At 65.7% G+C, this 21,989-nt stretch carries 18 protein-coding genes and 1 pseudogene; 13 read left to right on the plus strand and 6 right to left on the minus strand.

Going from position 1 to position 21,989, the window contains the following annotated elements:
- Positions 1–70 precede the first annotated feature (70 nt).
- Positions 71–1,027, minus strand: coding sequence for a GlxA family transcriptional regulator (locus tag CJ179_RS25805; protein ID WP_072942973.1), 957 nt, complete (start codon positions 1,025–1,027; stop codon positions 71–73).
- A gap of 208 nt (positions 1,028–1,235) precedes the next feature.
- On the opposite strand from CJ179_RS25805, the gene CJ179_RS25810 reads away from it, so the two are divergent.
- Genes CJ179_RS25810 through CJ179_RS25825 form a run of 4 tightly spaced genes read left to right on the plus strand, consistent with a single transcriptional unit; the run spans position 1,236 to position 5,241 of the window.
- On the plus strand, positions 1,236–1,889 hold the full coding sequence (locus CJ179_RS25810) for a DJ-1/PfpI family protein (RefSeq protein ID WP_095863293.1): 654 nt from the start codon (positions 1,236–1,238) through the stop codon (positions 1,887–1,889).
- Between the two features lie 11 nt (positions 1,890–1,900).
- Positions 1,901–2,209, plus strand: coding sequence for a hypothetical protein (locus tag CJ179_RS25815; protein ID WP_095863294.1), 309 nt, complete (start codon positions 1,901–1,903; stop codon positions 2,207–2,209).
- A gap of 11 nt (positions 2,210–2,220) precedes the next feature.
- A complete protein-coding gene (locus tag CJ179_RS25820) occupies positions 2,221–3,105 on the plus strand; it encodes a phosphoribosylaminoimidazolesuccinocarboxamide synthase (protein WP_072942978.1) in 885 nt (294 codons plus the stop codon).
- A gap of 3 nt (positions 3,106–3,108) precedes the next feature.
- Complete coding sequence (locus CJ179_RS25825; protein WP_095863295.1) at positions 3,109–5,241, plus strand: S9 family peptidase; 2,133 nt, start codon at positions 3,109–3,111, stop codon at positions 5,239–5,241.
- Here the strand turns inward: CJ179_RS25825 and CJ179_RS25830 are convergent, their stop codons facing one another.
- Positions 5,242–7,224 carry a LuxR C-terminal-related transcriptional regulator gene (locus tag CJ179_RS25830; RefSeq protein WP_095863296.1) on the minus strand — a complete coding sequence of 661 codons (1,983 nt, stop codon included), beginning with the start codon at positions 7,222–7,224 and terminating at the stop codon, positions 5,242–5,244. It lies immediately after the preceding gene.
- A gap of 105 nt (positions 7,225–7,329) precedes the next feature.
- Here CJ179_RS25830 and CJ179_RS25835 point away from each other — a divergent pair.
- Positions 7,330–8,505 (plus strand): annotated as a pseudogene (locus CJ179_RS25835) (ISAzo13 family transposase); the annotation flags it as partial.
- A gap of 19 nt (positions 8,506–8,524) precedes the next feature.
- On the opposite strand, the gene CJ179_RS25840 reads toward CJ179_RS25835, so the two are convergent.
- Complete coding sequence (locus CJ179_RS25840) at positions 8,525–8,878, minus strand: hypothetical protein (protein WP_373560155.1); 354 nt, start codon at positions 8,876–8,878, stop codon at positions 8,525–8,527.
- Between the two features lie 153 nt (positions 8,879–9,031).
- Between CJ179_RS25840 and CJ179_RS25845 the strand changes: the two genes are divergently transcribed.
- Positions 9,032–12,463 (plus strand): serine/threonine-protein kinase, encoded by a 3,432-nt coding sequence (locus tag CJ179_RS25845; protein WP_095863297.1) that lies wholly within the window; start codon positions 9,032–9,034, stop codon positions 12,461–12,463.
- Positions 12,464–12,479: 16 nt separating this feature from the next.
- Here the strand turns inward: CJ179_RS25845 and CJ179_RS25850 are convergent, their stop codons facing one another.
- From CJ179_RS25850 to CJ179_RS25860, 3 genes are all read right to left on the minus strand, one after another.
- The gene (locus CJ179_RS25850) at positions 12,480–13,412 is read right to left on the minus strand and encodes a VOC family protein (RefSeq protein ID WP_072942982.1); all 933 of its coding nucleotides are present in this window, start codon (positions 13,410–13,412) and stop codon (positions 12,480–12,482) included.
- A 39-nt stretch (positions 13,413–13,451) separates the two neighbouring features.
- The gene (locus tag CJ179_RS25855) at positions 13,452–14,897 is read right to left on the minus strand and encodes an NAD-dependent succinate-semialdehyde dehydrogenase (protein WP_095863298.1); all 1,446 of its coding nucleotides are present in this window, start codon (positions 14,895–14,897) and stop codon (positions 13,452–13,454) included.
- Between the two features lie 65 nt (positions 14,898–14,962).
- A complete protein-coding gene (locus CJ179_RS25860) occupies positions 14,963–15,979 on the minus strand; it encodes a dihydrodipicolinate synthase family protein (protein ID WP_072943161.1) in 1,017 nt (338 codons plus the stop codon).
- A gap of 455 nt (positions 15,980–16,434) precedes the next feature.
- Here CJ179_RS25860 and CJ179_RS25865 point away from each other — a divergent pair, with 455 nt between their 5' ends.
- The 7 genes from CJ179_RS25865 (at position 16,435) to CJ179_RS25895 (ending at position 21,818) form a co-directional block, all read left to right on the plus strand.
- Entirely contained in the window at positions 16,435–17,703 is a 1,269-nt protein-coding gene (locus CJ179_RS25865) for a Rieske 2Fe-2S domain-containing protein (RefSeq protein ID WP_072942984.1), read from the plus strand.
- A complete protein-coding gene (locus tag CJ179_RS25870) occupies positions 17,697–18,236 on the plus strand; it encodes an aromatic-ring-hydroxylating dioxygenase subunit beta (protein ID WP_072942985.1) in 540 nt (179 codons plus the stop codon). Before CJ179_RS25865 ends, CJ179_RS25870 begins: the two co-directional genes overlap by 7 nt.
- Complete coding sequence (locus tag CJ179_RS52820) at positions 18,236–18,532, plus strand: dihydrodiol dehydrogenase (RefSeq protein WP_241031472.1); 297 nt, start codon at positions 18,236–18,238, stop codon at positions 18,530–18,532. The genes CJ179_RS25870 and CJ179_RS52820 overlap by 1 nt, the downstream gene beginning before the upstream one ends.
- 6 nt (positions 18,533–18,538) lie before the next feature.
- Positions 18,539–19,522 (plus strand): ornithine cyclodeaminase family protein, encoded by a 984-nt coding sequence (locus tag CJ179_RS25880; RefSeq protein ID WP_072942986.1) that lies wholly within the window; start codon positions 18,539–18,541, stop codon positions 19,520–19,522.
- Positions 19,519–20,307, plus strand: coding sequence for an SDR family NAD(P)-dependent oxidoreductase (locus tag CJ179_RS25885; RefSeq protein ID WP_095863299.1), 789 nt, complete (start codon positions 19,519–19,521; stop codon positions 20,305–20,307). Before CJ179_RS25880 ends, CJ179_RS25885 begins: the two co-directional genes overlap by 4 nt.
- A 112-nt stretch (positions 20,308–20,419) precedes the next feature.
- The gene (locus tag CJ179_RS25890; protein ID WP_072942987.1) at positions 20,420–20,617 is read left to right on the plus strand and encodes a ferredoxin; all 198 of its coding nucleotides are present in this window, start codon (positions 20,420–20,422) and stop codon (positions 20,615–20,617) included.
- Positions 20,610–21,818, plus strand: a complete 1,209-nt coding sequence (locus CJ179_RS25895; RefSeq protein WP_072942989.1) for an NAD(P)/FAD-dependent oxidoreductase — start codon at positions 20,610–20,612, stop codon at positions 21,816–21,818. Before CJ179_RS25890 ends, CJ179_RS25895 begins: the two co-directional genes overlap by 8 nt.
- Positions 21,819–21,989: the final 171 nt, after the last annotated feature.

Below are 21,989 nucleotides of genomic sequence, written 5' to 3' on the forward strand. Positions count from 1 at the left end.
CACAAGAGTTCCTGAACAACGGTAACGACACCGGGCGGCGATGTGTTCCACGGCCGTGCCCGCGGGGCGGCTACGCGGTGGCGGAGGATCCGCGGAACGCCGCGCGGTAGGAGTGGGGGCTCGTCCCGACGACGCGCTTGAACCGCTCGCGGAACGCGGTCGGCGAACCGAACCCCACCTGCACGGCGATGCGGTCGACGGAGTGCGAGGTGGTCTCGAGCAGATACTGCGCCTGATGGATCCGGATGCGGTGGAGCCACTGCAACGGTGTGGTGCCGGTCTGCTCGCGGAACCTCCGGTTCAGGGTGCGGGCGCTCATCCCGGCCCGCCGGGCAAGTTCGTCGAGCGTCAGGTCTTCGCGGCTGTTCTCGTGCATCCACCGGAGCAGCGGGTCCAGGCTGGACAGTTCCGCGGACGGGGGACGGTCGTGGACGATGAACTGCGCCTGCCCGCCTTCGCGTTCCAGCGGCATCACCGACAGCCGGGCGGCGTCGGCGGCGACGGCGGATCCGTGATCGGAGCGGATCATGTGCAGGCACAGGTCGAGGCCCGCCGCCGCACCGGCCGACGTCAGGAACTGGCCGTTGTCGACGTAGAGCACGGCCGGGTCCACGTCGACGAGGGGGTGGCGCGCGGCGAGGAGGTCGGCCGCCGCCCAGTGCGTCGTCGCCCGGCGGCCGTCGAGCAGTCCGGTCGCCGCCAGGGTGAACGCTCCCACGCAGATCGACGCGATCCGGGTGCCGCTGCCGGCGGCCCGGCGCAGCGCCTCGAGCACGCCGGACGGAAGTGGGGCGGTCGGGTCGGCCAGTCCCGGCAGGATGATCGTGTCTGCCGTGTCCAGGGCGCGCAGATCCCAGGGCGCGCGGAGCGTGAACGCGCCGGCGTCCACATCCCCGTCCGGTGCGCACACCTTCACCCGGTAGGCGGCGCGTCCGTCCGGCAACCGGGTGCGGCCGAACACCTCGACCGGGGTGGCGAGGTCGAACGCGATCACCCCGTCGAGCGCCAGAACCGCCACGGTGTGCATGGCTACAACCTACGCAGTCGACGAGTTCTCGCCAACCGCATGTGAAGCGTGGGAAATTCAGGGCACGGCCCGTCGTAATCGCGAGATGTCGGCTGGCGAAAATCCGTTGCATCATGGCAGAAATGCCAGTTCTCCGGGATCGGCCGGCTGGCTAGCGTCATCACGGCCCCGGCATTCGGCCGGGGGCACGCCATGAAAGGTCCCACCGATGCATGTCCAGATCGCGCTGTTCGACGGCTTCGACCCGCTCGACGTCATCGCTCCCTTCGAGGTGCTCCACGCGGGTGGGCTGTTCGCCGCAGGCGCGGTGACCGTCGCATTGGCGTCGGTCGAGGGTGCACGCGACGTTCCCAGCGGAACGGGGTCGCTGAGCCTGCGCGCCACCGAGGTGCTCGACACGTCCCGGGCCGATGTGATCCTCGTGCCGGGCGCGTCGGGGCGCGTGGAGGAGCGCACCGAGGGCGACGACACCATCCCGAAAATTCTCGGGCGGACCCTCGAGACACGGCTCCCCGACGTGCTGCGGGAGGCCTGCACCGACCCGGAACTGATCGTCGCCACCGTCTGCGGCGGATCGCTGGTGCTCGCGATGGCCGGCTTGATCGAGGGCCGCCACGCCGTCACCCATCATCTGGGGATGGATCTGCTCGACGCCACCGGGGTGGTCGTCGTCGACGCCCGGGTCGTCGACGACGGCGACCTCGTCACCGCGGCCGGCGTCACCTCCGGGCTCGACCTCGGCCTGTATCTGCTCGAGCGGGAGCTGGGACCGCGCATCGCGCACGCCGTCGAGCAGATGTTCGCCCACGAACGCCGCGGCACCGTCTGGCGGCCCCGCGGGTTCGAACCCACCACCATCTGAGGAGCACAGCCATGTCTGTCGAAGGCACCTGGAACGTCGTGATCGCCACCCCCATCGGGAAGCAACGGGTCGAGCTGACCTTCTTCACCGAGGACGGCGAACTCCGCGGGATCGCCCGCGGCGACGCCGAAGAGGTGCCGCTCACCGATCCCGTCCTCGACGGGAACCGGCTCACCTGGACGCAGTCCATCACCAAGCCGCTGCGACTGCACCTGAAGTTCGACGTGCTCGTCGAGGACGACGAGATGACGGGGAAGTCGACCGCGGGGCGTCTCCCCAGCTCGAAGGTCAGCGGCCGGCGGTCGGTGCCCGACCGATAGGCTGGATCACCGTGCGCCCCTCACTCGATTCATACGCCCATCTGGCCGGTGGCAAGGTCCGCGACCTCTACACGATCGACGACGAGCACCTCCTGTTGGTCGCGAGCGACCGGATCTCCGCCTACGACCACGTCCTCAGCACCCCGATCCCGGACAAGGGGCGGGTGCTCACCGCGATGAGCGTCTTCTTCTTCGGCGTCCTCGGCGGCAACAACCACCTGGCCGGTGAACCCGACGACAGCCGGATCCCCGAAGAGGTCCTCGGCCGCGCGCTGGTGGTCCGGAAGCTGAAGATGGTTCCCGTCGAGTGCGTCGCCCGCGGGTACCTCACCGGATCCGGGCTGATCGACTACAACGAGACCGGCGCGGTGTGCGGAGTCGCACTGCCCGAGGGGCTGGTGGAGGCGAGTCAGCTTCCCGACCCGATCTTCACGCCCGCCAGCAAGGCCGAGCTGGGCGAGCACGACGAGAACATCAGCTTCGAGGCCGTGGTCGACAAGGTGGGTCAGGATCTGGCCGTGAAGCTGCGCGACGACACCCTCGACGTCTACGGCCGGGCGTCCAACTTCGCCGCCGACCGGGGCATCATCCTCGCCGACACCAAACTCGAATTCGGACTGGACCCGAAGGGCAACCTGATTCTCGCAGACGAGGTCCTCACCCCCGACTCGTCCCGGTACTGGCCGGCCGACGGCTACGAGGCCGGGAAGGTGCAGCCGAGCTTCGACAAGCAGTTCGTCCGCAACTGGCTCACCGGACCCGAATCGGGCTGGGACCGGGCATCAGACACTCCGCCGCCGCCGCTGCCCGCGGAGATCGTGGAGGCGACCCGTGAGCGGTACATCGAGGCGTACGAGCGGATCTCGGGTCTGTCGTTCGCGGACTGGGTGGGCTGAGACATGACCTCCGAAGGCGCGAAACTCACCCCGCCGGTCGCGAAGAAGGTCGCCACCGAACGCGTCCACCACGGTCACACATTCGTCGACGAGTACGAGTGGCTGCGGGCCAAGGAAGACGCCGAGGTCGTCGCGTACCTCGAGTCCGAGAACGCGTACACCGAGCAGCAGACCGCGCATCTCGCGCCGTTGCGGGACCAGATCTTCCAGGAGATCAAGTCCCGCACGCAGGAAACCGACATGTCGGTTCCCACCCGGATGGGCGACTGGTGGTACTACGCCCGCACCATCGAGGGCAAGCAGTACGGCGTCCAGTGCCGGGCCCCGATCGCGGGCGCCGACGACTGGACCCCGCCGGAACTGGCCCCGGGCGTCGAACTGCCCGGTGAGCAGGTTCTGCTCGACGGCAACGCCGAGGCCGAGGGCCACGACTTCTTCTCCGTCGGCGCCTTCTCCCTCAGCCACGACGGCACGCTCCTCGCGTACTCGGTCGACGTGGTCGGCGACGAGCGCTACACGCTGCGCTTCAAGAACCTCGAGACCGGGGAACTGCTGCCCGACGAGATCCCCGACACCGCGCCCGGCGTCACCTGGGCGATCGACCACAGTCACGTCTTCTATCTCACCGTCGACGACTCCTGGCGCCCCGATACCGTGTGGCGGCACAAGCTCGGCACCGACCGCGCGCAGGACGTCACCGTGTTCCACGAGCCGGACGAACGGTTCTGGGTGTCGGTCGGGTCCACCCGCAGCGAGAAGTACCTCGTGATCTGGGTGGGGTCGAAGATCACCAGCGAAGGCTGGGTGCTCGAATCGGAGAATCCGGAGGGCGAGTTCCGGGTGGTGCTGCCGCGGCGCGAGGGCGTCGAGTACGGCGTCGAACACGCCGTCGTCGCCGGCGAAGACCGCTTCCTGATCATGCACAACGACGTCGTCGACGGTGAGAAGGCCGAGAACTTCGTGCTCGCCGAGGCGCCGGTGTCCGACCCGACGTCGCTGACCATCCTCATTCCGCACCGCTCCGACGTGCGGTTGGAGGAGGTCGACGCGTTCGCCGATCACCTGGTGCTCGGGTACCGCAGGGAAGCGTTGACCCGGCTGGCCATCTGGCCGCTCGGCGAGGGCGGCTACGGCGAGTTCACCGAAATCGCATTCGACGAGGAACTCTTCAGCGTCGGGCTCGGGGCCAACCCGGAATGGCGGCAGCCGACATTGCGGATGGCGTTCACGTCGTTCATCACGCCCGGTCAGGTCTACGACTACGTGCTGTCGACGGGTGAACTCGCCCTGCGCAAGTCGCAACCCGTGCTCGGCGATTTCGACGCCGGCAACTACGAGCAGCAACGCGACTGGGCCGTCGCCGAGGACGGGACGCGCATCCCGCTCTCGATCGTCCGGCGGAAGACGAACGGCACCGACGACCCCGCCCCCACGCTCCTCTACGGGTACGGCTCGTACGAGGCCAGCATGGATCCCGCGTTCTCGGTCGCCCGGCTGTCGCTGCTCGATCGCGGCGTGGTGTTCGTGGTCGCGCACGTGCGCGGCGGCGGCGAGATGGGCAGGCACTGGTACGAGACCGGCAAGACGCTCACGAAGAAGAACACCTTCACCGATTTCGTCGCGAGCGCACGGCATTTGATCGACACCGGACGCACCACGCCGCAGCAGTTGGTCGCCGACGGCGGCAGCGCGGGCGGCCTGCTGATGGGTGCGGTGGCCAACCTGGCTCCCGAACTGTTCGCCGGCATCCTCGCCAACGTCCCCTTCGTGGACCCGCTGACGTCGATCCTCGACCCCTCGCTGCCGCTGACCGTCATCGAATGGGACGAGTGGGGCAACCCGCTGGAGAATGCCGAGGTCTACGAATACATGCGCTCGTACAGTCCGTACGAGAACGTCGAGGCCAAGGACTACCCGGCGATCCTCGCGATCACCAGCATCAACGACACCAGGGTGCTCTACGTCGAACCGGCGAAGTGGGTCGCCAAACTGCGCGCCACCAAGACGGGCGACTCGCCGCTGCTACTCAAGACGGAGATGAGCGCCGGGCACGGCGGCGTCAGCGGACGTTACGAGAAGTGGAAGGAAGTAGCGTTCGAATTCGCCTGGGTGCTCGACACGATCGGCAAGGTCTGATCAGATCTGGTCGCTCTGACCCTGCTCGACCACCCAGGCGGCGATCTGGGCGCGAGAGCTGAACCCGAGCTTGACGAGTATGTGCTCGACGTGGCCCTGCGCGGTGCGTTGCGAGATGACCAGAGTGGTCGCGATCGCCTTGTTGGTGAGTCCCTCTGCGACGAGTTCGGCGACCTGCCGCTCGCGTCGGCTCAGGGAAGGATTGTCGCTGTGTGACTGCGCGATCGGTCGTGGCCGCTCGTTCAAGGCGAACGCGACGGCGTCCCCGAAGCTGAGGCTCGATCCATGCCGGAAGGCGGTGTCGAATGCCTTTCCGCCCAGGTCACGGCGGGTTCGACGTTCGCGCTCGTCCTGGTGGCCTGCGAGCTGCGGAAAGACCTCTGCCGGGCTGCCCACACCCTGCCACAGCGCTTCGGCGGCACCCATGAGGGTCGCGGCGCGTTCCGGTGAGTGATCGTCGGCGGCGATCCAGGCCAGGATCTGCATGCACCACGCGGAGTTGATGCGGTCGTCCGCCCGACGTGTCTGGCGCAATCCGTCCTGCAGGAAATCGTTGGCCCGTTCGTGCTCGCCGCGTTGCCACATTGCCAGCGCCGCGGTCCACAGCGACCACCCGCGGTACACCGACTCGCCGTGTGCTTCGGTGATCTCCTGAATCTTCCGCTGGTAATCGACAGCTCGGGTCACGTCTCCGAGGTGCGCGCTCGCCAGGCCGAGTCCGAGGAGTGCCCAAATTTCTTGGAGTGAATCGCCTTCCGTGTGGAAGACTTCCCGAGCGCTCTCGAAGCACGCGAGCGCGTACGCGAGGTCGTCACCACGGAACAGGGATATGAATCCCTCGGCAGACGTGACGAGCGCCCGCATCGACGTGTCCCCGGACCGGTCGGCGAGGACTCGTCCCTCCTCCACGAACGCACGAGCAACCTCGAGATCCCCCTGAGCCCCGGCCAGCATACCGGCGGCGTGCAAGGCGGTGATCCTCTCGGCGGTGTCTGCCGTAGGCGCCGGAGTCAGCGCACGATCGAACCAGTGCCTACCTTCGTTCAGCAGACCGAACGAGCGCCAGAACAGATACAGGGCGTTGGCGATACGAAGGGCGGACTCGTTCTCGGTGGGCTGCCGCACGGAGAATTCGAGTGCCTCACGAAGATTCGGTTGTTCACGATTCAGCCGGGCAACCCACTCCAGCTGTCTCGGGCCGATCCATCCGGATCGAGCGTCCGACGCCAGACGCTCGAACCAGTCGCGGTGCTTTCGTCTCACGCTGTCGTATTCACCTGATTCGCGCAGTCTTTCCAGGCCGTAGTCGCGAAGTGTGTCGAGTAATCGAAAGCGGACGACATCACCGGCCTCTTCCCGTATCAGGATCGATTTGTCGACCAGCGACGCGACCACGTCGAGCACGTCGTCCGGGGCGAGATCGCCCGCGCAGATTCCTTCAGCCGAATCCAGCTCGAACCCACCGGCGAAGACCGCCAGCCGACCCCACAGTGCCCGTTCGTCCGGGGTGCACAGGTCATAACTCCAATCGACGCACAGACGTAGCGTTTGCTGGCGAGAGGGAGCGCCTCGGGTGCTCGAGGTGAGCAACGTGTACCGGTCGGTGAGCCGGTCGAGGATCTGTTGCGCAGTCATCGCCCGCAGCCGAGCTGTCGCCAACTCGATCGGCAGCGGCAGTCCGTCCAGACGCTCACAGATTCTGGCAATCGTCGAGCCGTTGTCGTCGGTGATGGCGAAGCCGGGTAAAGCCCTGGAAGCGCGTTCAGCGAAGAGGGCAACGGAGTCGTAACGGGCGAGCCCCGCGGGAGGGGACGGTCGACTCGAATCCGGAAACGGCAGCGGCGGGACCCGGAGGGTGGCCTCGCCGTCGATGCCGAGTGGCTCGCGGCTGGTCGCGAGGATCCGGAGCTTCGGGCACGTCTTCAGGAGTGACTCGGCCAGCGCCGCGACGGCATCCACCAGGTGCTCGCAGTTGTCCAGCACCAGCAGTAAGGGTCCGCGATGAATTAACTTCGTTTTCGAGTGTGGTGAGGCTATCGTTGTGCTGTGGCGGATGCGGTGGACACTCTGGGGCGGCGTTTCGAGGCGATGCGTGCGCATTTGACGGAGCGGCAGCGCCGGTTGTGGCTGGGGACCGAGGCGGCACAACTCGGCCCCGGCGGGGTGGCCATCGTGGCCGCCGCGACGGGCGTGGCCGCCGACACCGTGCGCCGGGGACGCACCGAAGCCGAATCGATATCCGATGTGCCGGTAGAACGTTCACGTAAACCCGGCGGCGGACGTAAACGCGCCGAAACGCACGAGCCCGAGATCGTGGCCGCGCTCGAGGCGCTGATCGATCCCGACACGCGAGGGGACCCGGAGTCGCCGCTGCGATGGACCTGTAAATCCACCCGCACACTCGCGCGCGCTTTGACCGAGAAGGGTTTTCAGGTCAGCGATTTCGTGGTCCGACGGCTACTGAAGGAACTCGGCTACAGTCTGCAGGCCAACGCCAAGACCGCCGAGGGTGGCCAGCACCCCGACCGCGATGCCCAGTTCCACTATCTACACGATCGGACCGAGGAGCACATGGCCTCATCGGATCCGGTAATCAGCGTGGACACCAAGAAGAAAGAGTTGGTCGGGCCTTACAAGAACGGTGGACGGGAATGGTCCCCGGCCGGGCTGCCCGAGAACGTCAAGGTCCACGACTTCATCGATCCCGCCCTCGGCAAAGCCAACCCGTACGGCGTCTACGACGTCGCCGCCGACGCCGGATGGGTCTCGGTGGGCACCGACCACGACACCGCGGCGTTCGCGGTGTCCACCATCGGCCGCTGGTGGGACGCGGTCGGGACCGACGCCTATCCGCAGGCCGGCCGACTGCTGATCTGCGCCGACGGCGGCGGATCGAATGGATACCGCACCCGGCAATGGAAGACCGAACTGGCCGCCCTCGCTTCGCGCACCGGGCTGACTATCACCGTCTGCCACCTGCCCCCGGGCACCAGCAAATGGAACAAGATCGAACACCGCTTGTTCTCCCACATCTCAATGAACTGGCGCGGACGCCCCCTGACCAGTCACGAAGTCATCGTCGAGACCATCGCCGCCACGACCACCCGCACCGGGTTATCCGTGCGCGCCGAACTCGACACCACCGAATACCCCACCGGCATCAAGATCCCCGACCGCGACATGGCATCCCTGGCCGACACCGGAATCCTCACCCGCCACGACTTCCACGGCGAATGGAACTACACCCTCCACCCACACCCCGACACGCCCGAACCCGACTAACTTATTTCATCGCGGACCCTAACTGCTGATCGTGAAGATGCCTCTGCAGGATCGACGAAGTTCCCGATGCCGACTGTTCCCGCACGCCGAGCGCGCTCGCAACGGCTTCTTCGACCAGTTCCGGAGCCTGCAGTTCACCGAACCCCACAAGCCACACTCCGTTGGCGAACGCGCGGCGAGCGTCGTCGGCGACCCGGAGCGCGAGTCGAGTCTTGCCTACACCGCCGATACCGGTCAGCGTCACCAGTCTCGACACGGACAGCAACCGTTTCGTCTCCGCCGCTTCACGGCGCCGACCGACGAAGCTGGTCAGCTCACACGGCACATTTCCCAACTTGCGTTGTGCGGCGGACATGACAACTGTCGCTTTCCTCTCACGGGATCTTCGAGTAACCGTACTCGCTCACCGGGATGTGCCGAGTCGAGACTGTGCGAGTAGTTTCGCCGCTCACCAGGCACTATGCTGACGCTACGGTGTGATCAGCCGATCCGGAAGTCGAGGCCGGCGATGGTCGAGTTCGATCCGCTAGCGACTCAGCGGGATGCTGCCGTGGATATCGCGGCCGAACTGGAGGCCGAGGGGTTCGACAATGCCCGGGTAGTGGGGCGAGGCGGGTTCGGCACGGTGTACCGGCTCGACCAGCGCAACCTGAACCGCGTCGTCGCGATCAAGGTCCTGCAGTCGGACGTCGATCGCGACAACCGCGAGCGCTTCCTTCGCGAGCAGCAGGCCATGGGGGCGTTGTCCGGGCATCCGAACATCGTCGCCATCCTCCACAGCGGGGTCACAAAATCCGGGCATCCCTACCTCGTGATGCCGTACCACGCGAGAGGTTCGCTCGATGCGCGGATTCGAGGTGAGGGGCCCCTCGACTGGCGAGCAGCGGTCAGCATCGCAGTCAGACTGGCGGGTGCTCTCGAAGTTGCCCACCGGTTCGGCATTCTCCACCGTGACATCAAACCGTCCAACATCCTGCTCACCGATTACGACGAGCCGGCGCTGACCGATTTCGGGATCGCGCGGATCGAGGGTGGGTTCGAGACGTCCGAAAGCATCATCACCGCCTCACCTGCGTTCACTGCTCCCGAGTTGCTCCAGGGGCAGGCGCCCACCGCTGCATCGGACGTCTACTCGCTCGGAGCGACACTGTTCTGCCTCCTCACCGGCCACGCCGCATTCGAACGCCGATCCGGCGAAAGTGTGGTTGCCCAATTCCTTCGCATTGTGCGCCAACCGGTCCCGGACCTGCGATACGACGACATTCCGGATGATCTCTGCGCTGCGATCGAGCACGCGATGGAGCAGGATCCGGCCGACCGCCCCGGAACCGCTGTCGAATTCGGCAACGAGCTCCGCCTCGTCCAGAGCAGGCACTCGCTCACCATCGACGACATGGCTCTGCCGGGTGAGCAGGGGAGCAGAGCAGAGCGCCCGCCACGGTCGACTCCGCCCACGCCGCGTACCAAGTACCGGCCGCCGACCGCCGTCCACCCGTTGGTCGACCGCAGCCGGTTGGTCGGGATTCTTCGCGCGGGCCAGGGGCGACGACTGACGGTGATCCACGGTCCCGCAGGATTCGGCAAGACCACGTTGGCCGCCCAATGGCGAAACCAGTTGATTGCGGAAGGAATCGCGGTCGCGTGGCTCGCGATCGACCACGACGACAACAACGTGGACTGGTTCCTCGCCCACCTGATCGAGGCGATCAGGCAGGTCCGGTCGAACGTCGCCGAAGAGTTGGTGCGAGTGCTGGAAGAACACGGTGACGATGTCGAACGGTTCGTCCTCGCGTCGTTGATCGACGAGATACACGAGGGGGGCGAGCGTCTGGCAATCGTGATCGATGACTGGCATCGAGTGACGGACACCGCCTCCGTTGCCGCAGTGGAATACCTGATCGACAACGGCTGCCACCATCTGCAGCTCATCGTGACGAGCAGGAACAAGTCCGGGCTCCCGATGAGTCGGGCCCGAGTTCGCGACGAGTTGGTCGAAATCGACTTCCATGACTTGAGATTCGATATCAGGGAGTCGACCGAGTTTCTCGTGGAGTCGAGAGGGCTGGCGCTCGGGAACGCACAGGTCGCCTCGATTGTGGGATCGACCGATGGATGGGTGGCCGCGCTTCAACTGGTGTCGCTCTCGTTACGCGGCCGTGGCGACCCAGCGACATTCATCGAGAAGCTGTCGGGGCGGCACCGCGCGCTCGGGGAATATCTCGTGGCGAATGTCCTGGATTCGCTCGAGCCGAAGACCGTGAACTTCCTACTGTCGATCTGTCTGCCCGAACGAATGTGCGGGGATCTCGCGTCGTCGCTCGTCCACAGCGACGATGGTCGCGCGATGTTGGAGGAGGTCGAGAGCAGGGACCTGTTCCTGTACCGGGTCGACGACGAGGGGGACTGGTACCGATTCAGTAGTGTCTTCGCGGAGTTTCTCCGTGCCCGGCTCGAACGGGACCGACCCGATCGGGTGAAAGGTCTTCACACGATCGCCTTCCGCTGGTTCGCCGGCCACGAATTGCTCAGCGAGGCGGTCGATCACGCCCTTGCCGCCGCCCAGGTCGACGAAGCGGTCGAACTCGTGGAGACCCATGGAATGTCCCTGGTCTCGCACGGACAGCTGGCCACGCTCCTCGGCCTGGTCGCGAAGCTTCCGCCGACCGCGGTCCTGGAACGCCCGCGATTGCAGATTGCCCTCGCTTGGGCCAACGTTTCCCTGCACCACTCCGAGGATGCGGAGTCGGCGTTGAATCGTGCCGAGTACTTACGCGCACAGAAATCGATTCCCATGCCTGACGACGACCCGGAGCTGGAATCCGATCTCGTCCGTGCGCTCCTCGACGTCACCGCCGATCGCGTCGACAGGGTGGACGAACTCGTGGCGGGTTGTCTGGCCGAGCCGGACACAATGAGTCCGTGGTGCGTATCGGTGGCGGCGAATCTGGCCTCTTTCGCGGGGATGTGCCGGTTCGAATTCGATGCGGCTCGAAATATCCAGGATTGGGCCGCCAGGTATCACGAACAATCCAGCGGCCCGTTCAGTGCGGTGTACGGATACTGCTACGCGGGCTTGGCCGCCAATGAGCAGTTGGATGTCGTGGCTGCCGAGGAAACCTATCGAAAGGCTGTGCAGGTTGCGCGTGAATCGATGGGGATCCACTCCCACGCTGCACGCATGGCCAGTGCCCTCCTCGGCGACATGATGTACGAGCAGAACAACCTCGACGAAGCCGAACGGCTTCTCGACGAGAGCCGGGCGCTCGGTTCGGAGATCGGTTTGGTCGACTTCATGATCGCGATCTATGCGACCGGGGCGCGCGTCAAAGTCCTGGCGGGTGACAGGGAATCTGCGACAACACTGTTGAACGAGGGCGACAGGATTGCGCAGGTAATGGCACTGCCGCGATTGGCGGCGCGGATCGACGACGAGAGGATCCGGTTCGGGCTCGTCGTGCCATCCGGCGTACGACAACCACGACGAGGCCTGGAGACGGGCGCGCCACCCTCGCCGGGGGCGATGGATCAGGCGCCTGCCAACGGTATCGAAACAATCACGGTGCAGCTGAGGGAGTCCGGCGCCATCCGGCGACTACTCGCCGAACGGTCGCCGGGTCAGGCCGGCTCTGCGTGCACCAGGGCTCACGACCTGGTGCACGCAGTTGCGGCTCAGAATCGACCGCGGGCGTTGTTGCACGCGAGACTTCTGCTGACCGCCTGCCTGTCTGCATCGGGCAGAAAGGCCGAAGCCATGGAAGAGCTCGTCCCCCTTGCTGCGACATGCGCCGAGTTGAATCTCATTCGACTCGTGTGTGATGCCGGACCGTCGGTTGTCGCGGTTGCCTCCGGACTTCGGGAGGAGCAACTAGCCGGCCGATGGCGGGCGGAATGGCCGGCTGTTCCGCGCGGGTTCCTGAACGCTGTCGTCACCGCCACGTGATGCGGGCCGGGGCGAACTACAGTTGCGGCGGCGTCCACAGCACGGGATCGTCCGATGGCGCCATCTTTGCGAGGATCACCTCGTCGAAGACGTTGGCAGTACCCCACTGATCCTGCTCCTCGAGGCTGGTGCCCCACACCTTCGGAGTCCAGCCGTGCTCTTCGTCGATGACTTGAAGGGCAGTCGTGTACTCCATGACGAAGCCACTCGACGGCTCCTGGAAATACGAGTACGTGTTGTCACCGGCGCCGTGGCGGCCGGGGCCCCACAGGGGCTGGTGTCCGGCCCGCATCATGCGGCCGGTGCCGCGCATGAACTCGTCGATTCCGTACAGTTCGAACGAGACGTGGTTCAGGCTGGTGTTCTTCGACTGGGCGAAGGCGATGATGTGGTGCCAGCGCCCGGTGCGCATGAAGCAGAAGAAGTCCTGGAGCCAGTCCGAGATCTTGAAGCCGAGGACCTCGCCGTACCATCTGATCGTCTTCTGCAGGTTGGCGGTGTTGAATACGACGTGGCTGATGAACTTCGGACGGGACTCTCCGGCTTCGACTTCGCGGAAGATTCGCTGGTCGATCTCGGCGGCGAGTTCGATGGCGCGCCCGTCGCAGTCGAAGAAGATGCATGAGTAGCCGCCGCCGAAGTCGCTGCGATCACCGGGTTCGCGGATGATCCGGGCTCCGCTGTCGGCGACCCGCTTGGCGAGGAAGTCGACGCCGGCGCGGTCGGTCACATCGAACGTGGTCAGTTCGATTCCGGCGACATCGTTTTCGCGGAGCTTGATGGCGTAGTTGTCGGCGCATCCGGTTCCGAAGTAGGCCTTGCCGTCATCTTTCGTGACGAGGTCGAGTTGCCACAGGTCGCGGTAGAAGTTGGTTGCGGTGGCGAGTTCTTCGACGGCGATGGTGACCGAGCGGACGTGGGTGATGGGATGGACTGAGGGAAAGGACATGTCTTCTCCTGGAGCTGAACTGGGAAATGAGCGGCGTCGTCACCAGTTGGTGGCGATGTACTTCGCTTCCATGAACTCGAGCAGACCCTCATGCGCGCCCTCGCGGCCGAGTCCGCTCTGCTTGACGCCGCCGAACGGTGCTGCGGGGTCGGACACCAAACCCCGATTGACGGCGACCATGCCGGCCTCCAACCGGCTCGCCACGGACAGAGCGCGCTGCAGATTGCCGCTGTAGACATAGGCCGCGAGCCCGAGGTCGGTGCTGTTGGCCGCGGCGACAGCCTCGTCGTCGGTGTCGAACGCGATCAACGATGCGACCGGTCCGAAGATCTCCTCGCGCACGATCGCAGATTGCGGGTCGACACCCACCAGGACGGTGGGAGAGTAGAAGGAGCCCCTCGAGATCGGCCGCTGGCCGCCGGTCAGCACCGACGCACCGTCGGCGACGGCGGCGTCGACGAGCTGCTCCACCTTGTCGACTGCCTTGTCGTTGATCAGTGGTCCGCACTCCGAACGCTCATTGGTGCCGGCGCCGACGCGCAGTGTGCCCATCCGTTGTCCGAGGAGCCCGGCCACGTCGTTGATGATCGACCTGTGAACGTAGATGCGGTTGGCCGCGGTGCACGCCTGGCCGCCGTTCCGCATTTTGGCGATCATGAGGCCGGTGACGGCCTCGTCGATGTCGGCATCCTCGAGAATGAGGAACGGCGCGTTGCCCCCGAGTTCCATGGCCGTCTTGAGAATCGAATCCGACGATTCGCGCAGCAGCGTGCGCCCGACTTCGGTGGAGCCGGTGAACGACAACGCCCGTACGCGTGAGTCGTGGAGCATGGCGGAGACGACCTGACCCGCGCGTGAGGTGGTCACCACATTGATCACGCCGTCCGGAACGCCTGCCTCACGGCAGATCTGGGCGATGAGCAGGCTGGTGAGAGGAGTCTCGGTCGCGGGTTTGAGTACTACGGTGCAACCGGCAGCGAGGGCGGGCGCGATCTTGCGTGTCGCCATCGCGGCCGGAAAGTTCCATGGGGTGACGAGCACGGCGACGCCGATCGGCTCGTACTCGACCAATATGCGGTTGGCACCGTTCGGAGAGGTGCTGAGTTGTCCCACCGCGCGGACCGCTTCCTCCGAGTACCACCGGAAGAATTCGGCCGCGTATGCGGTTTCGGCCCGCGAATCGGCGAGCGTCTTCCCGTTTTCGGTGGAGATCAGTTCGGCGATGCGCTCGGCGCGGTCGGTCATCAGTTCCCAGCACCGGCGGAGTATTTCCGCGCGTTCGCGCGGACTGGTGGCGCGCCAGGCGGGCAGCGCAGCCGCTGCGGCGCCGACCGCGTCCAGTCCGTCCTCGACGGTGCCGTCGGGAACCGTGGCGATCAGCGCACCGGTGGACGGATTCAGGACGTCGATCGACTCCCGGGTGCGTTCGATCGGGTGTGCGCCGATGACCAACTCCCGGGGCAGGGTGGCGGAGTTGAGCGACATGAAATTTCCTTCTTTTCTGGGTCCGGCCAGAGTCCGGTGGCTGTCGTGGGATGGATCGACGAGAATCAGGCCGGGTTGCGGCCCACCAGGAATTCCTCGTCGAGCGAGGTGGTGACGTCGAGGCCGGCCGCGACCGCCCCGGCCCGCAACTGCTTCATCTGCCCGTCGTTGATGCGCGCCTGAGGGGCTCGCAGCGGACCACCGTTGAATCCGTTGAGCCACCCCTGGTACTTCCACAGGTACCGCGGCACCATCGCGGTCCCTGCGAGTGCCTGCCCGACCACCACCGCGTCGGATTCCCGGATCGGGTGGAGTTTCCAGTAGATCTCCATGGCGTCCTCGAACTTGCCGTCGCGCATCAGGTCGAAGTAGCGGGCGACCCACGGGCCGTAGGCCTCGTAGTTCGACGTGCCCATCCACTGCATGCCGTACGCGGCGTGCCAGGCGGGCGAGTTCGACTCGATCGGGTCCATGACGATCACGTCATTTCGGTAGCGCTCGAAGATCTGCGCGATGCCGCCGACGCCGGGACCGCCGACCTCCGTCTTGACGGCCACGACGTTCGGAATCTCGTTGATCATCCGGCCGATGAGGTCCGGCGAGAAGTGGCTCGGGTGGAATCGGCGGAAGTTCCACAGGTGCATCGCGAACACGATGATGCCCAGATTGGTGCTCTCGGCGATCGCGCGGGTGTACTCGAAGACTTCCTCTTCGGACTTCGGGTAGTAGGTGAGCGGGTAGGAGACCAGGACGACGTCCGCGCCCAGACGCTCGGACTCGCGCACGAGTGCGATGTTGTCTTCGAGTGTCGGCAGGACAGCGTGCACCACGGTCTGGAGCCCGCCGGCGGCTTCGTCGACAGCGATTTCGGTGACCTGAAGTAGCTCGTCGAAAGTGGTTCCACATTCGGCGACGAGTAGTGCACCCGAGATCCCCAGCTCCTTCTCTCGGGCGATGTCGTGCCGGATTGCGCGCTCGTTGATTCCCTTCAGATCGCTGGTGAAGGTGGGCAGGAGGCATCCGCAGATGCCCTTCATGTTCGCCTGGGCCCAGGAGCGGGCGTCGGACCGGGAATAGCTCATGAATGGAACTCCGTTCGTCGGATTCTTGCGGTGCGCAGGCAGGGGCGGTTTCGGCCGGCCCGTACCCGGCCGGACTGTGATGTCGGCGCGCAGGTAGGTGATCAACCCTCTTACCGATATCCAAATAATGGATATGCAGACCGGTATGTGGATGTGTGGACGCTAACACCGGCTGTCGTCCGCCGTCAACGATTTCTCCGGTCGACGTTCTCGACTGGCCGCGAGTGAGGTGGATGGGGTGAGGCCGCGCAGCTCGGTCGACCCTTTGACATCTGCGGCAAAACGTTGTTACCGTCATCACATCCACCAGACGGACCCTGTATCCATTATTTGGACATACGGCCTGGTGTATCAATCCACTCCTGATAGGGGTCATCCAGATGACACGTGTTACCGCGGACGTCACTCGCGTGAGCCGCCGTTCCTACTGGGGCCGAGACGAATTCGATTCCGAGATGGAACGAGTCTTCGGCCGGTGCTGGCTGTTCGCCGCCCACGAGAGCGAAATTCCGTCGCCGGGCGATTACGTCACCAGGAAGCTGGGAGGCGAGGACGTCATCGTCGTCCGGGACGAGACCGGCGACGTCCGCATCCTCCTGAATTCGTGCACGCATCGAGGCAATCAATTGTGTCGTGCCGACATGGGCAACTCATCGCACTTTCGGTGCAGCTACCACGGCTGGACCTTCTCCAACAAGGGCACGTTGCGGGGAGTGCCCGAGCGCAAGCAGGTCTTCGACGCGGACTTCGACAAGAGCAAGTACAACCTCGTCGGGCCGCCGAACGTCGACGTCTTCCACGGGCTGATCTTTGCGAGCTGGGACCCCGAGGCTCCTTCGCTGCTCGACGAACTCGGCGACATGGCCTGGTATCTCGAAGCCGTGCTCGACAAGGCCGGTGACCTGCAGGTCGTCGGTCCGCCGGCGCGCGCCCTGGTGCGAACCAACTGGAAGCTGGGCGCGGAGAACTTCGCCGGCGACGGTTATCACCTGGGAACGACGCACAAGAGTCCGATAGACCTGGGCACGTATCTGAACACCGAGGCCTTTCCGCAGCTGGACGACGTCTCGATGGATGCGATGCGTGGGCGATGCATCGTCGCCGGCAACGGGCATACCCTCCGGGTCCAGCACTACGGCCTGGAAACCGATGAACCGGTGTTTCTCGGATACCCGGAGGAGCGTTGGGCCGACATCGCGAGTGGTCTCGACCCGAGACAGGCGGACCTGATGTCGAGAATCTCTGTCCTACACGGAAATGTCTTTCCCAACTTGTCCTTCATCGATGCCGCGGCCCTCTATTCCGGGGACGACACCCCGGCCGTGTCGTACGTCCAACTCCGGCAGTGGCAACCGGTCGACGAGATGCACTGCGAACTGATCATGTTCGCGTTGGTGCCGCGGTGGTACGACGAGGAGCAACGCGCGCACTCGCAGCGCGCGAACCTCCGCATGGTCGGTCTCGCCGGGATCTTCGACACCGACGACTTCCAGAACTGGACGAGCGTCGCCGACATGAGCCGCGGTCGGGTGTCGCAGTCCACCGATTTCGTCTACGCCGGCGGTGTCGGTATCAAACCGGCCGACGATGTCGGCTGGCCCGGCGCCGTCTACGACGTCGATCACTCGGAGGTCAACCAGCGGGAGATGTTCCGCAGGTGGTCCGAACTGCTCGACGACGACAGCATCTGCACACGCACGACCGGGACGGCCGACCAATGCTGAGCGCGGAACGGATCGATGTCGCCGCGGACGATGCGACGTTCGCCAATGTGAGCAGGTTCTACGGCCGTGAGACGGCGTTGCTCGACGCGCACGACTACGCGCGGTGGATTCCGCTGCTCGAACCCGAGTTCGTCTACCGGATCCCCGTCACCGTGACACGCGACGACCCGTCGCAGTCACCCTTCGTGGCGGGTGCGTACCTGCTCGACGAATCCCGCGACTCCCTGGCCAATCTCTGGGCGAGGCGCCTCGAACCCGACCACATCGACTTCTCCTGGGGGGAGGTCCCACTCCAGCGGGTGCGGCGATTCGTCTCGGTCCTGTCCGTCGCCGACACCGGGCGCGCCGACGAGGTGTCCGTCACGTCGAACGTGCTGGTGGCCGTTGTCCACCAATCGGATCCGGTGGTGATGACCGCGGCCGGACGGCATGACATCCTGCGTCGTCGCGGCGACGGCTGGGGTCTCGTGGAACGGACGGTCCATCTCGACGAGAGCGTCGTCAGACTGCCGCACCTGCGAATGGTGATCTGATGTCAACTCCCCGGACACGCCCGACGGACGACTCGCTCGCCCCGCACGGTGGCGACGGAACCGTCGATGCCGAGTTCACCGTCGTCAACGAGTTCACCGCCGTACGGGTGCGGAAGATCCTGACCCGCAACGGGCAACGGCTCGAGATCACCTCGCTCCGACTCGACCACCACATCCGCCTCGATGCCCTCGCGCTCGAAGGGCTGAGCTGGCAGAACGAAGAAACGATCTCCGCCTACCTCGACCAGCCGTTCGGCCCCGAGGATCCCCCGACCACCGAAATCGGAAGAGAGTAACGACCAATGCTGCTACTGACCGACGAGCATGTGCGAAGCCTCACGCAGATGTCCGACCTCGTCAGCGCCATCCGCGAGGGCTACCGCACGCAGGCCCGCGGCGGTGCGCAACTGCCGGATCGCATCAACCTGGAGTCGACGCCCGGATTCTTCCGGCTGATGCCGGGCGTATCGGCCGGCACCGGCTTGATGGGATTCAAGGTTTTCAACCAGGTCTCCGAAGGTGGGGTCCAGTACCTGATCGGCCTGTTCGACGAGCTGACCGGTGAGTTGCTCGCTCAACTGGACGGGGCATACCTCACCGCTGCCCGGACCGGCGCGACCACGGGCGTGGCCGCCGGTCTTCTCGCGCCGCGGACCGCCGTCGAGATCGGGGTCATCGGATCCGGGTTGGAGGCCGAGACGAACCTCGAGGGCGTGTTCGCCGCCCTCGAGGTGAAACGGGTACGGGTCTTCAGCCCGAACCCGCAGCGGCGGAATGCATTCGTCGAGCGGATGGCCGCACGCCTCGACGTGGAGGTCGTCCCGGTATCCGATCCGGCCGAGGCCGCCGCCGCACCGGTCGTCGTGGTCGCCACCAACACCGGTGCCGGAACAGGACGTATCGCCCTCGAGGGCAAGTGGCTCGCGCCCGGGACCACGGTGCTGTCGATCGGTTCCACCATGCCCTCGTTGCGGGAGATCGACACCGACGTCGTCGACCGGGCCGCACTCGTGGTCAGCGACGCTCCCGAACAGGCCCGTATGGAGTCCGGGGATCTGCTCGCGGCCGACGAGAAGGGGCTCCTCGACGGCAAGATCGTGACACTCGCGGACCTCGCCATCGGCAGAGTGCCCGCCCACGACGCAGACGCGATCACCGTGTTCAAGTCGGTCGGCACCGCCTTGCAGGACCTGGTCGCGGCCAAGGTGATCTACGACAGGGCCGTGCAGAACGGAATCGGGACGACGGTGGACCTGCTGCGCACCAAGAAGCCCGCGGGGGCGTGAGCACCGTGGCGAATTGGGCCGAGCGAGTGGCGGTCGTGACCGGTGGCGGCAGCGGAATCGGACGCGCTGTCGCCACCCGTCTGGCTGACGACGGATACGCGGTCGCGGTGATCGACGCCAACGACGTGGGCGCCAAGCGTACGGCCGAGATCGTCTCCGGGACGGGCGGGCGCAGCACCGCCTACGCGGCGGATATCACCGACGAGGAGCGTGTCCGCACGGTGGTCGGCGAGATCACGTCCGACCTGGGAGAGATCGACGTCCTGGTCAATGCCGCCGGCATCTTCGACCAGAACCTGGATTTCGACGAGCTCACCTCCGCCACCTGGGAACGGGTCCTGCGCGTCAACGTCCTGGGTACCGCGAATGTGATGCGGGAGGTCGGAACGCTCATGGTCGAACGCGGCCGCGGCGCGATCGTCAACATCGCCTCGTCGGCCGGGCTCGTGCCCCGCGGCGGCGGGTCCGCCTACATCGCCTCGAAATACGCGGTCGTCGGTCTGACCCTGAAAATCGCTGCGGAGTACGCCGGTCGCGGGGTGCGTGTCAATGCCGTCGCCCCCGGGTGGATTCCCACCGACCTGTTCACCACCAGCGCGGCAGCACTGCGGCGAGCCGGGGGATCCGTCCCCGACGACCCCTCACCCGTCGGGGGGAACATCCCGATGAACCGACCCGGAGATGCACAGGAGGTAGCGGCCGGAGTGTCGTTCCTCGCCTCCGCCGCAGCCGGCTACATCACCGGTGTCGTCCTGCCGATCGACGGCGGATACCTCGTCGGCTGACCGGCCGCTGTGCCGTGCCGGGCGCACCACTCGAGAAAGAACGAACAATGTTGTCACCAAACAATTTTCAACCGCGAGCAGTCGCGGACGACACCAACAGTGAGGTGTAGTCATGCATGTCACCGCAGATGCCGGCAGGTGCCGTGGTTACGGTAGCTGCATGCTCGAAGCCCCCGAGGTCTTCGATCTGGACGAAGACGAGAACAAGGTGATCCTGCTGCAGGAAAGCCCGCCCGAGTCCTTGCATACGAAGACCGACAGGGCGATTCGATCCTGCCCCGCCAAGGCGTTGGGAACCCGTGATGAGTAGGTTCGAGCGGATCGTCGTGGTCGGCGGTTCCCTCGCCGGCATGAACGTGATCCAGGAATTGCGGCGCCTGGGAAACTCCGGCGGCATCACCCTCATCGGCGAAGAGAAGGTGCGATCACCCTACGACCGCACCGAACTCTCGAAGAAGTTGCTCACCGGCTCGAGTGATCCGGACGATCTCTACTTGCTGACCGAGGAGGAGATCGACGAACTCGACCTCGATCTTCGCCTGGGCCGCCGGGCGACGTCGCTGTCGCTCGACCCGTCGCGGCACACTGTCACGCTCGACGACGGCACGGTTCTCGAATTCGACGCGCTGGTCGTGGCCACCGGCTCGCGGGCTCGGCGCCCCGCCTTCATGGGGCACCTCGCGGGTGTCCACGTTCTCCGGACGCTGCCGGACGCCCTCGCACTCAGAACCGAGTTGAACAGTGCCCGAGACGTTGTCGTCGTCGGTGCCGGGTTCATCGGTGCCGAGGTGGCGGCGAGCGTGCGCACCCGCGGACAGTCGGTGACCCTGGTCGATCCGCAACCGACCCCCTTGGGAACCGTCCTCGGGGCAATCGTCGGCTCTCACTTCGCGGATCTGCACACGAGTCACGGCACCGACCTCGAACTCGGGGTGGGCGTCCAGGAACTCATGGGAGACGGGCGGGTCAACGGGGTCAGGCTCACCGACGGACGAATTCTCCCCGCCGATCTGGTCGTGGTCGGGGTCGGCGGTGCTCCGGTGACCGAATGGCTCGACGGTTCAGGCGTGGAGGTCGACAACGGGGTTCTCTGCGACGACGGCGGGCACACCAACGTGCCCGGCATCTACGCTGTCGGTGACGCCGCCCGTTGGTACTCGGACTACTTCGGTGCGCAGGTGCGCAGCGAGCACTGGAACAACGCCACGCTGCAGGCGACGGTCGTCGCGGAGAATCTCATCGCCGGAACGAAACGGTCGACGCTGTCTGCTGTCCCCAGTTTCTGGTCCGACCAGTTTCGCAAGCGCACTCAGATGGTGGGCTGCCCTCTCCCCACGGATCAGGTGCGCTTCATGAGCGGTGCGCCGGGGGAGGAGAGGTTTGTCGCACTGTACGGCCGCGACGACCGGGTGACGGGTGTCGTGTCGTTCAACTCGCCTCGAGGCCTGAGCAAGTACCAGCACCTCGTCACCGCCCGAGCGTCGTGGTCCGAGGCAATCGGCTCGGCCTAGACCATCACTGAAAATGATAGTGGCCATCGGGACGCGTTGAACCCATCCATCTCCCCAATTGTCGTGGAGGCGGATAGATTCGGGATGCCGGCAGAGACCTGGGTCACAGGATCTGACTCTCGGGTCGCCGTAATTGCCGAACTATCACCAAGCGAGAGCTTCGTATCGTAT

This window comes from Rhodococcus sp. ACS1 (assembly GCF_002300155.1).
In the GTDB taxonomy this organism is placed as follows: Bacteria; Actinomycetota; Actinomycetes; order Mycobacteriales; family Mycobacteriaceae; genus Rhodococcus_F; species Rhodococcus_F koreensis.